The following is a 14,687-nucleotide window of genomic DNA, read 5'->3' on the forward strand; positions in this document are numbered from 1 at the left end:
ACAGGGTCCGAGGGGACCGCCTCCGAACTGAGGGCAGCTCGCGAAAGGCTGAAGAATTGGCTTGTGCGCGATGCTCTGCCGCTTTGGGCCGAGGCAGGATATGACGCCAAAACCGGCTCCTTTGCAGAAAGCCTAGCGCTCGGCACGGCACTGCCGTCTTCGGCGCTTGTGCGTCCACGTGTGCCGCCCCGGCAGATCTATTCCTTCCTTGAGGGAGCGCGGCTCGGCTGGCCGGGCGATGCGGCGCTCATCGCGGCCCGCGGGCTTGGCGCGTTCCACGGCTGCTTTCTCCACGACGATGGCAGCTTGCGCCGGCGGGCTGAGGATGGCTCGCGTCCCTTCGACCTCTACGACCAGGCCTTTGCCTTGTTGGCCTATGCCAGCATCGCCGGCAGCGTCGCTGGCCTGCGCGAGATCGCCGTCGAGGAGGCTAGGCGCCTCCGCGATCTTTTGATGGAGACGTTTGGTCATCCAGGTGGCGGCTTCGAGGAGGACGTTCCCCGTCGACTGCCGCTGCGTGCCAATCCCAACATGCACCTCTTTGAGGCAGCTCTGGCCTGGACGGAACTGTCGAGTGATCCTCGATGGCAAGAGATGGCCTGCTCCATCGGTGATCTCGCGTTGCAGCGGTTCATTGATCCGGATCGCGGCGTGCTTCGCGAATATTTTGACGAGAACTGGAGACCTGCAGACGGGGAAGCCGGACGTAGCGTTGATCCAGGACATCTGTTCGAGTGGTGTTGGCTTCTGACCAGGTGGGGCCGCCGCGCCGGCCGGAAGGATGCGCTCGCGGCTGCCGCGCGGCTGTATGCCGCCGGGACCAGGCACGGCATCTGCCCGGATCGCGGCGTGGTCATGCTAGAGATCGGTGATGATCTGCATCCGAGGCAAATGGTGGCGCGCCTGTGGTCGCAGACAGAATGGCTGAAGGCGTCGCTGGCGATGATGGAAACGGCCCGCAACAACGGCGATGCGGCGGAGGAAAGCCTGGCGATAAGCTCTGCCTTGGCGGCTGCATCGGTAATCGAGCGCTATCTCGACGTCACCCCGCGCGGCCTTTGGCGTGATCGGCTTGCAGCCGATGGTAGCTTCATTGACGAAGCGGCGCCCGCAAGCTCTCTCTACCACATTGTCTGTGCCATCGTTGAGCTCGATCGTGTTTGTCGACAACAAGATGGCCACGCTCACTTGGTTTCATAATATCAAACTGCAACACCCTCGTCTCAGAGCCTTCCGGTCTGCCGCGTAAGGTGGATGAGGAGGTTGGTAACGCAGTTTCGCCTGGAAAAAACAGCGCTGTTCTTTCGACTTGGTTGTTTTCCTGAGGAGTCCGGGCAATGGGCGCGATCCGATCTTCGACGTGGCACTCTCCATTGCAGCAGCCGATGACAGCAGTAGCAGATGTTATGGAGTGGAAGCGTAGGACCGCCATCGTCGATCTCCACACCTACCGGAAATACGCTGCAGGTGCCGATTGTTTTCGCGGCTTCTGGCAGATTAGGTGTACCTGCGGCTGGTCTTGATTCGATGATGAGTCTGAATCTTCCGGAACTCGCCCGTAGCCCAGTTGTTACGCCGCAACAGATGGCGCCGCTATGCTGAAATTCAGCTTCGGGGCGACGGGACTTTGCCTGAAAGTTGGTTTGCCGAACCAGGGCTCCAGAACTTCCCGGACGGTATCAAGCGCCGGCTTGATCGGGCCTTCGGAGGTTAGGACAAGATCTATATCTTCCGAACATCTCAGCGGCTGCGAGAATTGCAGCTTGTTGAGCGCCGTGCCCCCTCTGAACCGTAATTCGTTGGCAGGAAACGGATGAGAAAACAGGTCGATGATCGCGCGGCTGATGATCAGATCCTGTTCGACCTGCCTTTGCTCTGTCCAGGGCGCGTGCTTTGCCCAAGCCGTGATGTGCATCTTCGGGATCATTCGTCCACCTCCACAGGGCGGCGAACGATCATGCGCCAGCGCCGGTTCTTCTCGGTAACAGGGTGGACCAGATCGGGATCGGTGCTGCGCGGGGGCGGATCGAGTTCCGTCCAGGTAATGCCAGTCGTGTTTTCCAGCATCCGCAGCAGTTGGCGGGCGGCGCCATCAGAGCCAAGATAATCCAGCAGGAAACCCAGTCGCTGGACACCGTTCCGACCGTAGGCCGTGGCGAGAAAGCCCAGCGTTGGCGGATTGAGTTTGGCGCCGAGATCGGTGAGGAGGGTTGCGATGTGGTCAATGCCGCCCGCAGCATGGGGGTAGCGCAACAAGTCAAGCGCCGTCAGTTCGGGCCCGGGCATCTTGATGTAGCCTGCATCCGTCTTGTGCTCCACTATGCCTTCGGTAACCGCCTCCATGTCTTTGCGGAAATAGAAAGCGACGGTCGAGCGCCCTGCGGACAGTCGAGGAAGCTGCTTGTCGCTGAGCGCCTGATGTTCCATGACGGCTTGGTGCGTTGCACCGTGGATTTCCGCCGCCTTGAGAAGGCCCACATAATAGAAGCGGCTCTCGCCGCTGTTCACGCTCGATGCGGGCTGGTCCGGGCATGGCGGCTTCACTGAGACGGGAGCCGGCGCGCTCAATCTCACCGGAGCCTCGGAGAACTGGACGCGTCTCGACACCGGCCTCGGCTTTGCCGTCCAGCATGTTGTCCTGACCGAGAGCGGACGGTTGACGTTCGATGGCCGTGCGGTGTGGGAGCACGCCTTCGCCGGCAGCCCGACCGGGTTCACGGTGAACGGCCCCGACGCCGGCCGCGACCGCTTCCGCCTCGGCGCGGGCGTCAGCTTCGAGGCGACCGAGGACCTGACCATCCGCGCCAGCTACGGCGGGCTGTTCTCCGACAGCCAGCAGAACCACACCGCGAACCTCGGGCTCAACGTGAAATTCTGAGGGCGGAATGGGGAACGCGCGAAGAGTATTCGGTACCATCCCCGGCCTCGCTCTAGCCCTCTTCATGGGCAGCGCCGGCGTGGCTGCCGCGCAGGGGTTTTCCGGCGGCGCCACACCTCGCTCAACGAGACGCATGGCGACTGGACGGTCGCCTGCGCCACGCGTGACGGCGTCGCGCGCTGCGCCATCACACAGACACAAGTGAGTGGCGAGAACCGCCAGCGCGTGCTTTCAGTTCAGATTGCCGCCGTCGAGAACGGCGCGGCGGCGGAAGGCGTTCTCGTCCTTCCATTCGGGCTTCGGCTCGACGCCGGGGTGCGACTCGCCATAGACGAGAAGCGGCGCTGCCCGAGCGCCGCTTCTCGACCTGCCTGCCGGCCGATTGTGTAGTGCCGCCGGCGTTCGACGCCGCAACGGTGACGGCGCTCAGGGTGGGCACGTCGCTGCGTATCACAGCGACAGCGCCCAGGAGGTGGCCTTCTCGATCTCATTGTCGGGGTTCACTTCGGCGCTCGATCGGGTCACCGAGCTCGGGTCCTGATAGGCGGCGCCAAATCTGTATTGTACGGCAGCTTCCCGGTGTGCTCATTCCAGAGGCCGCCCGCCCGATCCTGCTCCCCGAGCGGTAGTGACCCGTGACGTTTCTCTTTCGACCATCCTGTCGCGCCTGCAAGACGTTTGCTTTTTTTGGCAAAGTCAAAGTCTGTCCGAACGGCCGACTTGGGGGACCGTTGCAGTCGATTTGCGGCGGTCACCTGAATGGCCGCTTTCCCAACTCCACGGTCCAGAAGCGGTCAGGCAGGAATCCACCCCAAAACTCAATTGGAGGAAGATTGCCTGCAAAAGATTGACATCACAGGCGACAGCTAGCATTTTCAGCGCTTCACCAGGGGTGTCCCGACAAGGGGCTGAGATACTGCTGAGCCGCACAAGCAGCGCAGGGACCCTATGAACCTGATCCAGTTCACACTGGCGTAGGGACGGTGCGGATGCCTTTCGGTCGCGCGATCAATCTATCCCAAGGGCTCCTTTCTCCTTCCCGTCAGAGCTGGGTCTCCATTGCTTGGGAAGCGAGGAGCCTCGACCATGACATCCATTTCAACCCCAACCGTCACCACCGGACCATTGCCGGCCTCCGCCAAGATCTTCAGGCCCGGCATGCTGCATCCTGAAATCCGCGTGCCGATGCGCGAGATCACCTTGCATCCAAGCGCCGGCGAGCCACCCGTGACGGTCTATGATTCATCGGGCGCCTATACCGATCCGGCTGCCAGAATCGCCATCGAGAGTGGCTTGCCACGGTTGCGCAAAGACTGGATCGTCGCACGCGGCGACGTCGTCTCCTATGATGGGCGGACTGTCGGACCGGCGGATAACGGCTTTGTCTCAGCCGATCGGCTGACGCCAGAGTTTCCAGCCAGCCACAGCCCGCTCCGCGCGAAAAACGGCAGAGCCGTCACCCAACTCGCCTATGCTCGCGCCGGGATCGTAACGCCGGAGATGGAGTTCGTCGCCATTCGTGAGAACCTTGGCCGCGAGCAGGCACGCGCTGCGCTGGACCGCGATGGCGAGAGCTTCGGCGCTGCCATTCCCGATTTCGTGACGCCGGAGTTCGTGCGCGACGAGATCGCAAAAGGCCGCGCAATTATTCCGGCCAACATCAATCATCCGGAAGTTGAGCCGATGGCCATCGGCCGCAACTTCCTGGTCAAGATCAACGCCAATATCGGCAACTCCGCCGTCACTTCGTCGATGGCTGAGGAAGTTGAGAAGATGGTCTGGGCGATCCGTTGGGGTGCCGATACGGTGATGGACCTGTCGACCGGCCGCAACATCCACAACATTCGCGAATGGATTATCCGCAATTCGCCGGTGCCCATCGGCACTGTGCCGATCTATCAGGCTCTGGAAAAGGTAGGAGGCGTAGCCGAAGACCTGTCTTGGGAAGTCTACCGCGACACGCTGATCGAGCAGGCTGAACAGGGCGTCGACTATTTCACAATCCACGCCGGTGTCAGGTTGCACTACGTCCCGCTCACCGTCGATCGCGTCACCGGCATCGTCAGTAGAGGCGGCTCGATCATGGCCAAGTGGTGCCTGCACCACCACAAGGAGAGCTTCCTTTACGAGCACTTCGAGGAAATCTGCGATATCTGCCGCGCCTATGACGTGTCCTTCTCGCTGGGCGACGGTCTACGCCCCGGCTCCATCGCCGACGCTAACGATGCCGCGCAGTTCGCCGAGCTAGCGACGCTGGGCGAGCTGACGCAGGTCGCCTGGAAACACGACTGCCAGGTGATGATCGAGGGACCCGGCCATGTGCCGATGCACAAGATCAAGGAGAACATGGATCGGCAGTTGGAAGTGTGCGGTGAGGCGCCCTTCTACACCCTCGGACCGCTGACCACCGACATCGCGCCCGGTTACGACCACATCACCTCCGGCATAGGCGCGGCGATGATTGGCTGGTTCGGCACGGCCATGCTCTGCTACGTCACGCCGAAGGAGCATCTCGGCCTGCCTGACCGCGACGACGTCAAGACCGGTGTTATCACCTATAAGATCGCCGCGCATGCCGCCGACCTCGCCAAGGGTCACCCGGCAGCGAAGGTAAGGGACGACGCGCTCAGCCGGGCGCGCTTCGAGTTCCGCTGGGAGGACCAGTTCAACCTCTCGCTCGATCCTGAGACCGCGCGGAGCTTCCACGACCAGACGCTGCCGAAGGAAGCGCACAAGGTGGCGCATTTCTGTTCCATGTGCGGCCCGAAATTCTGCTCCATGCGCATCAGCCACGACATCCGCGCCGAGGCGCAGAAGGAGGGCATGGCGGCAATGGCGGAGAAATACCGCAAGGGTGGCGACCTCTACATGCCCGTCAAAGAGGAGCTTTGAGCGATGACCGCACCGTCCATCCTGTTCAACAGCATGCGAGACACCGCACCGCGCGTCCAGTGCATCACCAACTATGTGGCGATGAACGTCGGCGCTGACGTGCTGCTTGCCGCCGGCGCTTCAGCGGCCATGGTCCATGCGAGAAAAGAAGCCGGTTAGTTCGCCGCGATCGCTGGCGCGGTAACCATCAATATCGGCACGCTGTCGTCGCCCTGGATCGCCGGCGTGAAGACGGCCGCGAAGGGAGCCACCGGTGCTGGCAGGCCGTGGGTCGTCGATCCCGTTGCCCATTTCGCCACGGCGCCACGCCGGAAGGCCATTGCAGAACTGCTCGCCCTGCGCCCGATCATCATTTGCGGCAATGTTTCGGAAATCATCGCGCTCGTCGCCGGGGCTTGCCGCGCCTTAAAGCCTGTGCCACACGAAACGGCATGCGGACCCTCCTCCGCATGCCGTTTCTCTTTCATCGAACCGACCGAGATCCGATCATGGCCGCGGACACCGCCCCTTCCGACGCCCTTGCCAGCCTGTGCGCCCGCCTTGCCGACCGCTCCGCCGTCATCGGCGTCATCGGCCTCGGCTATGTCGGCCTGCCGCTCGCCTTGCGCTTTTCGCAGATCGGCCACCCCATCGTCGGCTTCGACGTCGATCCGGTGAAGGTCGCAAGGCTCAACGCGGATCGCGGCTTTCCCCGCTATGTCGGCAATCGGCGCGAGGAGGTGCGGTTCGCCGGCCCCTTCGAGGCGACGACGGACTTCGCGCGCGCGGCCGATTGCGACGCGCTGATCATCTGCGTGCCGACGCCGCTCGGCCGCTTCCACGATCCGGATATCGGCTATATCCTCGATGCCGCCCGCGCCATCCGCCCGCACCTGCGGCCCGGCCAGGTCGTCGCGCTGGAATCGACCACCTATCCCGGCACCACCGAGGACGACATGCTGCCGGCGATGGCGCGCGAGGATCTGGTGGTCGGCCAAGACATCTTCGTCGTCTACTCGCCCGAACGCGAGGACCCCGGCAATGCCCGCTACGGCATCCGCGAAATCCCCAAGGTGGTGAGCGGCGTCACCCCCGCCTGCCTTGCCGCGGCCGAGGCGCTCTATGGCTCGGCCGTCGACCAGCTCGTGCCGGTCTCCTCGACCCGCGTTGCCGAGATGACCAAGCTGCTGGAGAACATCCACCGGGCGGTCAATATCGGCCTCGTCAACGAGATGAAGACGCTGGCCGACCGCATGGGCATCGACATCTTCGAGGTCATCCGCGCCGCCGCCACCAAGCCCTTCGGCTTCACCGCCTTCTATCCCGGCCCCGGCGTCGGCGGCCACTGCATTCCGGTCGATCCGTTCTACCTGACCTGGAAGGCGCGCGAATACGGCCTGCACACCCGCTTCATCGAGCTTGCCGGCGAGATCAACCGCTACATGCCGGACTTCATCGTCGAGAAGCTGATGGACGCGCTGAACGGCCACCGCAAGGCGCTCAACGGCGCCAGGGTGCTGGTGCTCGGCGCCGCCTTCAAGAAGAACATCGACGACATCCGCGAGTCGCCGAGCCTGATGGTGATGGAGCGGATCGTCGCGCGGGGAGGGGAACTCTCCTATGCCGACCCCTTCGTGCCGCAGCTTTCGCTGGAAAGCGGCCATGCCTTCGCATCCGTCGAGGTGGATGCCGAAACCATCGCGCGCCAGGATGCCGTCGTCATCGCCACCGATCACGATGCCTTCGACTACGCGATGATCCTCGACAGGGCGAAGCTGGTGGTCGACACGCGCGGCCGCTACCCGGCGAGCGAGCCGAAAGTGACGCGCGCCTGAGGCCATGCCAGACGCCGGCATGCCCGCCATGCCGGCCGTGACGATTGTATTTTCCCCGCCGGTCGGCTAACCCACGCAACGACATGTTGCGGGCGGCTCTGCGGTTCCTCGCCCGGCGACCAAATCAGAACGGGACATCTGTGATGTACGAAGCCATCGATCCGAATCCCAATTTTCCCAAGCTCGAGGAAGACATCCTCAAGTTCTGGCAGGAAAACCGGATTTTCGAGATTTCGGTGGAGAACCGCCGCAACCAGGACGGGGCGGGCGAATACATCTTTTACGACGGCCCTCCCTTCGCCAACGGCTTGCCGCATTACGGGCATCTGGCCACCGGCTTCGTCAAGGATCTGATCCCGCGTTACCGCACCATGCGCGGCGACTGCGTCGAGCGGCGCTTCGGCTGGGACTGCCACGGCCTGCCGGCGGAGCTGACCTCGGAGAAGGAACTCGGCATCTCGGGCCGCAACGAGATCCTCGACTACGGCATCGGCAAGTTCAACGAGCACTGCTCGGTCTCGGTCATGCGCTTCACCAACGAGTGGCGCTACTATGTCGAGCGCCAGGGCCGCTGGGTCGATTTCGAGAACGATTACAAGACCATGAACCTCTCCTTCATGGAGAGCGTGATCTGGGGCTTCAAGCAACTCTGGGACAAGGGGCTGGTCTATCGCGGCTACCGCGTCGTGCCCTATTCCTGGGCCGTGCAGACGCCGCTGTCGAACTTCGAGACGCGCCTCGACAACTCCTATCGCGAGCGCCAGGACCCGGCGCTGACCGTCGGCTTCCTGCTCAAGAGCGAGCGCTTCGCCGCCGTGCCGACGCGCCTGCTCGCCTGGACGACGACGCCCTGGACCCTGCCGTCGAACCTGGCGCTGGCCGTCTCGCCGGATCTCGACTACGCGATCCTGGAAAAGGACGGCGTGCGGGTGATCCTCGCCGAGGCGGCGCTGGAGCGCTACGAGCGCGAGTTCGGCGAGTGGCAGACGGTCGGTACGCTCAAGGGCGCGGAGCTCGCCGGCACCGCCTACGAGCCGCTCTTCCCCTATTTCAAGGGCACGGAGAACGCCTTCGCGGTGCTTGCCGCCGGCTTCGTCGAGGCCGGCGACGGCACGGGCTGCGTGCATATCGCGCCGGGCTTCGGCGAGGACGACTTCGAGCTCGCCCGCGAGCGCGGCATCCCCCTGGTGGTGCCGGTCGACGAGGCCGGCAACTTCACCGCCGAGGTCGCCGACTATGCCGGCCAGAACGTCATCGAGGCGAATAAGGACATCATCCGCGACCTCAAGGCGCGCGGCGATACCGTCTATCGCCACGAGACCTATCTGCACGACTATCCCCATTGCTGGCGCACCGACACGCCGCTGATCTACAAGGCGATCGACGCCTGGTATGTCGCGGTGTCGCAGTTCAAGGACCGGATGGTCGAGCTCAACCAGCAGATCGACTGGATCCCCGCGCATGTGCGCGACGGCCAGTTCGGCAAGTGGCTGGAGAATGCCCGCGACTGGAACATCTCGCGCAACCGCTTCTGGGGCTGCCCGATCCCGGTCTGGGTGAGCGACGACCCGAACCATCCGCGCATGGATGTCTACGGTTCGCTGGAGGAGCTGGAGCGCGATTTCGGCGTCAAGGTGGACAACCTGCACCGGCCGATGATCGACGAGCTGGTGCGGCCGAACCCGGACGACCCGACCGGCAAGGCGATGATGCGCCGCGTGCCGGAAGTGCTGGACGTGTGGTTCGATTCCGGCTCGATGCCCTTCGCCCAGCAGCACTATCCATTTGAGAACAAGGAGCATTTCGAGCGGAACTTCCCGGCCGACTTCATCGTCGAATATGTCGCCCAGACCCGCGGCTGGTTCTACACGCTTATGGTTCTGTCGACGGCGATCTTCGACCGTGCGCCGTTCCGCAACGCGGTGTGCCACGGCGTGGTGCTGGACGAGAACAAGCAGAAGCTGTCCAAGCGGCTGCAGAACTATCCCGACCCGGTCGGCGTCTTCAACACCTACGGCGCCGACGCGCTGCGCTGGTACATGCTGTCCTCGCCGCTGCTGGTCGGCGGCGACCTGGCGGTGGCCAAGGACGGGCGCGGCATCGCCCAGGCGCTGCGTCAGGCGATCATCCCGATCTGGAGCGCCTATTACTTCTTCACGCTCTATGCCAATGCCGACCAGTACCAGGCACAGGTCCGTTTCGACCAGAAGGGCCTCCTGGACCGCTATATCCTCGCCAAGACCCGCGAGCTGATCGAGCAGATCGAGGGCTCGCTCGACGCCTACGATATCCCCGCCGCCTATTCGCATGTGCCGGGCTATATCGACGCGCTCAACAACTGGTACATCCGCCGCTCGCGGTCGCGCTTCTGGGGTGAGGATCTCAACGACGACAAGCGCGACGCGCTCGACACGCTCTACACGGTGCTGACGCACCTGATGCGCGTGCTGGCGCCGATGATGCCCTTCGTCACCGAGCGCATCTACAAGGGCCTGACGGGCGAATTGTCCGTGCACCTGGCCGACTGGCCGGAGGCGGGCAGGATGCCGAGCGATCCGGACCTCGTGCGCCGGATGGACCTTATCCGCGACGTCTGCAACTCGGTGATGTCGCTGCGCGAGGCCAAGCGCCTGCGCGCCCGCCTGCCGCTGAAGACGCTGACCGTCGCCCATGCGGACATCGAGGACCTGCGCTCCTATTCGCAGCTCATCGCCGACGAGGTCAACGTCAAGGAGCTGGTGCTGGAGGCCGACCCGCTGTCGGTCGGCGAGCACAGCCTGGTGGTCAAGCCGCAGATCGGCAAGCGCCTGGGCCAGAAGATGAAGGAGGTGATGACCGCCTCCAAGACCGGCAACTGGACGCTGCGGCCCGACGGCATCGTCGAGCTGGCCGGCGTCGAACTGCCGCCGGAAGACTACACCATGCGCGTCATGGCGCCGGAAGGCTCCGACACCGGCCTCTTCGATGCCAGCCGCGGCGTGGTGGTGATGGACACGCGGATCTATCCGGAGCTGGAGCGCGAGGGTTATGCCCGCGACGTGGTGCGCCTTATCCAGCAGACCCGCAAGGACGGCGGGCTGCAGGTGACCGACCGCATCCGGCTCAACCTGGTGCTGCCGGAGGCGCTGGTCCAGGCGGTGGAGGAGCACCGCGCCCGCATCGCCCAGGACACGCTGGCGCTGGAGCTGACCATCGGCGGCGCGCTGGACGGCGCCTTCCGCGCCGCCCATGAGGTCGGCGGCAGCGAGATCGCCATCGAGATCGTCAAGGCGGAGGCCTGACCGCCGGCACGTCGGGATTGCAAATGAAGAAGGGCGGAGCGACTGGCAGGTCGCTCCGCCCCTTTCGTTTTGCGATAAAGCAGTGCTTACAGCCGAACCGGCTGGCCGCTCTGTGCCGAGAGCGTCGCCGCATCGGCGAGCCGCTGTGCCATCAGCCCGTCATACCCGCTGGGCGAGGGGGCGGTGGTGCCGCGCGCGCAGTCGATGAAGGCGGCAAGCTGCAGCCGGTAGGCCTGCGCGTAGCGCTCCAGGAAGAAGTTCTGCACCGGGTCGGCGGTGAAGCCCGACGCGGTCGCCAGTTCCACCGTCGTCTCGTGCTGGTTGCCGGCGCGCAGCAGGCCGAGCGAGCCGTGCACCTCCACCCGCTGGTCGTAGCCATAGGTGGCGCGGCGCGAGTTGGAGATCTGGCAGATCCTGCCGCGCGCGGTCTTCAGCAGTACGGCGGCGGTGTCGACATCGCCCGCCTTGCCGATCTCAGGGTCGACAAGGGCGGAGCCGACCGCGTGAACCTCGACCGGCTCGTCGGCGAGCAGGAAGCGCGCCATGTCGAAATCGTGGATCATCATGTCGCGGAACAGGCCGCCGGAGCGCTCGATATAGGAGACCGGCGGCGGGGAGGGGTCGCGCGACAGGATCGTCACCAGCTCGACCTCGCCGATGCGCCCTTCCGCGATGCGGGCGCGCAGGGAGGCGAAATTCGGGTCGAAGCGGCGGTTGAAGCCGATGAACAGCGGCACGCCGGCCGCCTCCACCACCGCAAGCACGCCTTCGATGCGCTGCGCCGACATGTCGATCGGCTTTTCGCAGAAGATCGCCTTGCCGGCCTTTGCTGCGCGCTCGATGAAATCCGAGTGCGTGTCGGTCGGCGAGGCGATCAGCACCGCGTTCGAGCCCGTGCCCTCCAGCGCCTCGTCCAGCGAGATCACCGGCGCGCCGAGGCGCGTTGCAAGGGTCGCGGCGGCGACCTCCATCGCATCGCAGATGCCGGCGAGCCGGACGTCGTTGGTCTGCGCCGCGCGCGCGGCCAGGTTGGCGGCGTGGATCTGGCCGATCCGCCCCGCGCCGATGACTGCTACAGACAGCAAGGCTCCCCTCCTTTCAGGGAATGTTTATTCCATATTGACGCGATCATAGAATTTGCGTTTCATTGATGCAAGATCGCGCAGGCCGGTGGCGGGTGAGATCCGGGCGTTACGCACCGGTTTTTGCCGTCCCGCAGGTGCGACGCTGTCGCAGGGAGGCGATGCGATGACCAGTCCGGACGGTTCGCTTGGCGTCGGTCTCATCGGCACCGGCTATATGGGCAAGTGCCACGCGCTGGCCTGGAATGCGGTGCGCGCGGTCTTCGGCGATGTGGCGCGTCCGAGGCTCGAAATGCTGGCGGAGGTCAGCGAGGATCTCGCCCGCCAGCGCGCCTCGGCCTTCGGCTTTGCCCGCGCAACGTCCGACTGGCGGGCGCTGGTGAGCGATCCCGCCGTCGATGTGGTGTCGATCACGACGCCGAATGCCTTCCATCCGGAAATGGCGATCGCCGCGCTGCAGGCCGGCAAGCATGTGTGGTGCGAAAAGCCGATGGCGCCGGCGCTTGCCGATGCGCAAGGGATGCTGGCGGCGGCGCGCGGCAGCGGGCGCATCGCGGTGCTCGGCTACAATTACATCCAGAACCCGGCCTTTCGCGAGATCGCCCGGATGATCGGCGACGGCGCCATCGGCGAGCCCATCCAGTTGCGCGCCGAGATGGACGAGGACTTCATGGCCGATCCGGAGCAGGCTTTCTTCTGGAAGAGCGAGGCGAGTTCCGGCTACGGCGCGCTCGACGATTTCGCCGTGCATCCGCTGTCGCTGGCCTACCGGCTGTTCGGCAAGGCCGAGCGGGTGTTCTGCGACATGGCGAAACCCTATGCCACCCGGCCGCTGGCCGAGGGCGGCCGCCGCGCGGTGGAAACCCACGACATGGCCAACGTCCTGCTGCGCTTTTCCGGTGGGTTGCAGGCGAGCCTCCTGGTCAACCGCTCGGCCTGGGGGCGCAAGGGGCGGATCGCGCTGCAGGTCTTCGGCTCGAAGGGCTCGATCCTCTACGACCAGGAGCGGATGAACGAGATCGAGCTCTATCGCGCGACCGGCGATCCCGCCCGCCAGGGCTTCACCCGCATTCTCACCGGCCCCGCGCATTCGCCCTATGGCAGCTTCGTGCCGGCGCCGGGCCACGGCCTCGGCTTCAACGATCTCAAGGTGATCGAATGCCGCGAGCTGATCCGCCTGATCCGGGGCGAGCCGGCGAGCCTCGTCACCTTCGAGGAAGGCATCGAGATCGAGCGCACGGTCCATGCCGCGGCCCGGTCCTTCGCAAGCGGTGGCTGGGAGGAGGTCGGCTGATCAGTTGGCCTGCGCGCGGATCTCGCGGGCCTCGGACAGCGCTTCGGCGAGCACCGCATCGACCTGCGGCCCGCCCATCTGGCTGACGTTGAAGCGCATGAAGGCAGGTAGCGTCTGCGCGGCGCTGAAGGCATTGCCCGGCGCGAGCACGATGCCCCGCTTCAGCGCGGCGCGGGCGACGTCCGCCGCATCCAGCTCCTCCGGTAGCCGGCACCACAGGTAGAAGCCGCCGCGCGGCTCCAGCCAGGGAGCGATGCCGAGCGCGCCGAGCCGCAGGGCCGCCTGCCGCCGCGCCTTGGCAAGGCGGCCGCGCAGTGCCGCGACATGCTTGCGATAACCGCCGTCGGCAAGGACGACGCGCAGCAGCTCGGCCGCCATCGGGCTCGGCCCGCCGAAATTCGTCGCCACCTGCAGATCGATCAGAGCCGAGATCCAGTCGGGCCGGGCAGCGATATAGCCGCAGCGCGCCGAGGCCGACAGGGTCTTGGAAAAGCTGCCGATGCGGATCACCCGCTCCAGCCCGTCGAGCGCGGCAAGGCGGGGGGAGGGCTCCGGCTCGAAGGCGGCGAAGATGTCGTCCTCGATGATGGTGAGGTCGTGCTGGGCGGCAAGCACCAAGAGCCGGTGCGCCACGGGCGCGGAGATGGTCGCGCCGGTCGGGTTGTGCAGGGCCGAGTTGGTGAGGTAAAGCCGAGGCCGCGCGCTCGCCAGAGCCTCCGCGAACCGCTCCGTATCCGGTCCCTGCGGCGTATAGGGAACACTGATGATCCGCACCTGATGCGCCCGCAGCAGGGCCTGGAAGTTGAAATAGCAGGGATCGTCGACCAGCACCGTGTCGCCGGGACGCAGCAGCAGCCGGCAGATCAGGTCCATGGCTTGGGTCCCCGAGCCGGCCAGCAGGATGCGGTCGGGCGGCACCTCCAGCCCCTGTTCGGCAAGATCGCGGGCGATCAGCCGGCGCAGCTCGCCCTGACCTTGCGCGCTGCCATAGTCGGCGAGCGTTGCCGCCTCCACCCGCGACAAGCTGCGCAGGGCGCGGCGCAGGGCATCGGTCGGCATCCACTCGGCCGGCATCCAGCCGCAGCCGGGCTTGGGCGCGGCGGGATCGGCATCCAGCGCCTGCCGCGAGATCCAGAACGGATCGATGGCCCGGTCGAGCTTTGCTCCCGCCGTGGCGACCTGCAAGGGCGGCGGCGTGCCCAGCACGAAGAAGCCGGAGCCGCGCCGGGCTGTGATCAGCCCGTCGGCCGCCAGCCGGTCATAGGCCTCCACCACGGTCGACGGCGAGACCCGCAGCGAGGCGGCAAGGCCGCGGATCGATGGAAGGCGCTCGCCCGGCGCCAGCGCCCGCGTCTCGATCCGCCGGCGGATCGTTGCCATCACGGTTTGCGTGCGGGTGCCGCGGCTCATCCTGTCGCCCATCTGTATGGTTTGTTGAACTGGTAC

General features: G+C 65.3%; 11 protein-coding genes, 1 pseudogene and 1 riboswitch. Of the genes and pseudogenes, 8 read left to right on the forward strand and 4 right to left on the reverse strand.

Annotated features, from left to right (window positions below; all coding sequences use genetic code 11):
- Window positions 1–63: 63 nt before the first annotated feature.
- Window positions 64–1,200, forward strand: a complete 1,137-nt coding sequence (locus P2PM1_RS09175) for an AGE family epimerase/isomerase (RefSeq protein WP_208985231.1) — start codon at window positions 64–66, stop codon at window positions 1,198–1,200.
- Window positions 1,201–1,570: 370 nt separating this feature from the next.
- Here P2PM1_RS09175 and P2PM1_RS09180 read toward each other — a convergent pair whose 3' ends face one another.
- Complete coding sequence (locus tag P2PM1_RS09180; protein ID WP_186398838.1) at window positions 1,571–1,927, reverse strand: nucleotidyl transferase AbiEii/AbiGii toxin family protein; 357 nt, start codon at window positions 1,925–1,927, stop codon at window positions 1,571–1,573.
- Window positions 1,924–2,508, reverse strand: coding sequence for a type IV toxin-antitoxin system AbiEi family antitoxin (locus P2PM1_RS09185; protein WP_186398839.1), 585 nt, complete (start codon window positions 2,506–2,508; stop codon window positions 1,924–1,926). Before P2PM1_RS09185 ends, P2PM1_RS09180 begins: the two co-directional genes overlap by 4 nt.
- Here P2PM1_RS09185 and P2PM1_RS09190 point away from each other — a divergent pair.
- The 6 genes and pseudogenes from P2PM1_RS09190 (at window position 2,501) to ileS (ending at window position 10,865) form a co-directional block, all read left to right on the forward strand.
- A complete protein-coding gene (locus P2PM1_RS09190) occupies window positions 2,501–2,878 on the forward strand; it encodes an autotransporter outer membrane beta-barrel domain-containing protein (protein WP_186399061.1) in 378 nt (125 codons plus the stop codon). The genes P2PM1_RS09185 and P2PM1_RS09190 overlap by 8 nt on opposite strands.
- A gap of 27 nt (window positions 2,879–2,905) precedes the next feature.
- Window positions 2,906–3,268, forward strand: a complete 363-nt coding sequence (locus tag P2PM1_RS25795; RefSeq protein WP_186399062.1) for an invasion associated locus B family protein — start codon at window positions 2,906–2,908, stop codon at window positions 3,266–3,268.
- Between the two features lie 488 nt (window positions 3,269–3,756).
- A riboswitch (TPP riboswitch) is annotated at window positions 3,757–3,877 on the forward strand.
- Window positions 3,878–3,964: 87 nt separating this feature from the next.
- Window positions 3,965–5,770, forward strand: coding sequence for a phosphomethylpyrimidine synthase ThiC (gene thiC / locus P2PM1_RS09200; protein WP_186398840.1), 1,806 nt, complete (start codon window positions 3,965–3,967; stop codon window positions 5,768–5,770).
- 3 nt (window positions 5,771–5,773) lie between these two features.
- Window positions 5,774–6,172: pseudogene (locus tag P2PM1_RS25240) on the forward strand (hydroxyethylthiazole kinase); the annotation flags it as partial.
- Between the two features lie 86 nt (window positions 6,173–6,258).
- Entirely contained in the window at window positions 6,259–7,584 is a 1,326-nt protein-coding gene (locus P2PM1_RS09215) for a nucleotide sugar dehydrogenase (RefSeq protein WP_186398841.1), read from the forward strand.
- Window positions 7,585–7,727: 143 nt separating this feature from the next.
- Window positions 7,728–10,865, forward strand: a complete 3,138-nt coding sequence (gene ileS, locus P2PM1_RS09220) for an isoleucine--tRNA ligase (protein ID WP_186398842.1) — start codon at window positions 7,728–7,730, stop codon at window positions 10,863–10,865.
- Window positions 10,866–10,951: 86 nt separating this feature from the next.
- Here ileS and iolG read toward each other — a convergent pair whose 3' ends face one another.
- Entirely contained in the window at window positions 10,952–11,950 is a 999-nt protein-coding gene (iolG, locus tag P2PM1_RS09225; protein WP_186398843.1) for an inositol 2-dehydrogenase, read from the reverse strand.
- A 163-nt stretch (window positions 11,951–12,113) separates the two neighbouring features.
- Between iolG and P2PM1_RS09230 the strand changes: the two genes are divergently transcribed.
- Window positions 12,114–13,241, forward strand: coding sequence for a Gfo/Idh/MocA family protein (locus tag P2PM1_RS09230; RefSeq protein ID WP_186398844.1), 1,128 nt, complete (start codon window positions 12,114–12,116; stop codon window positions 13,239–13,241).
- Here P2PM1_RS09230 and P2PM1_RS09235 read toward each other — a convergent pair whose 3' ends face one another.
- The gene (locus tag P2PM1_RS09235) at window positions 13,242–14,651 is read right to left on the reverse strand and encodes a PLP-dependent aminotransferase family protein (RefSeq protein WP_186398845.1); all 1,410 of its coding nucleotides are present in this window, start codon (window positions 14,649–14,651) and stop codon (window positions 13,242–13,244) included.
- Window positions 14,652–14,687 lie beyond the last annotated feature (36 nt).

The sequence above is a fragment of the Stappia sp. P2PMeth1 genome, from assembly GCF_900185735.1.
Classification (GTDB): Bacteria; Pseudomonadota; Alphaproteobacteria; order Rhizobiales; family Stappiaceae; genus Stappia.

Excerpts from the sequence above, each read along its gene's own strand:
- P2PM1_RS09180 (WP_186398838.1), bottom strand. The coding sequence starts at position 1,927 with ATGATCCCGAAGATGCACATCACGGCTTGGGCAAAGCACGCGCCCTGG.
- thiC (WP_186398840.1), top strand. The coding sequence starts at position 3,965 with ATGACATCCATTTCAACCCCAACCGTCACCACCGGACCATTGCCGGCC.
- P2PM1_RS09215 (WP_186398841.1), top strand. The coding sequence starts at position 6,259 with ATGGCCGCGGACACCGCCCCTTCCGACGCCCTTGCCAGCCTGTGCGCC.
- ileS (WP_186398842.1), top strand. The coding sequence starts at position 7,728 with ATGTACGAAGCCATCGATCCGAATCCCAATTTTCCCAAGCTCGAGGAA.
- P2PM1_RS09230 (WP_186398844.1), top strand. The coding sequence starts at position 12,114 with ATGACCAGTCCGGACGGTTCGCTTGGCGTCGGTCTCATCGGCACCGGC.
- P2PM1_RS09235 (WP_186398845.1), bottom strand. The coding sequence starts at position 14,651 with ATGAGCCGCGGCACCCGCACGCAAACCGTGATGGCAACGATCCGCCGG.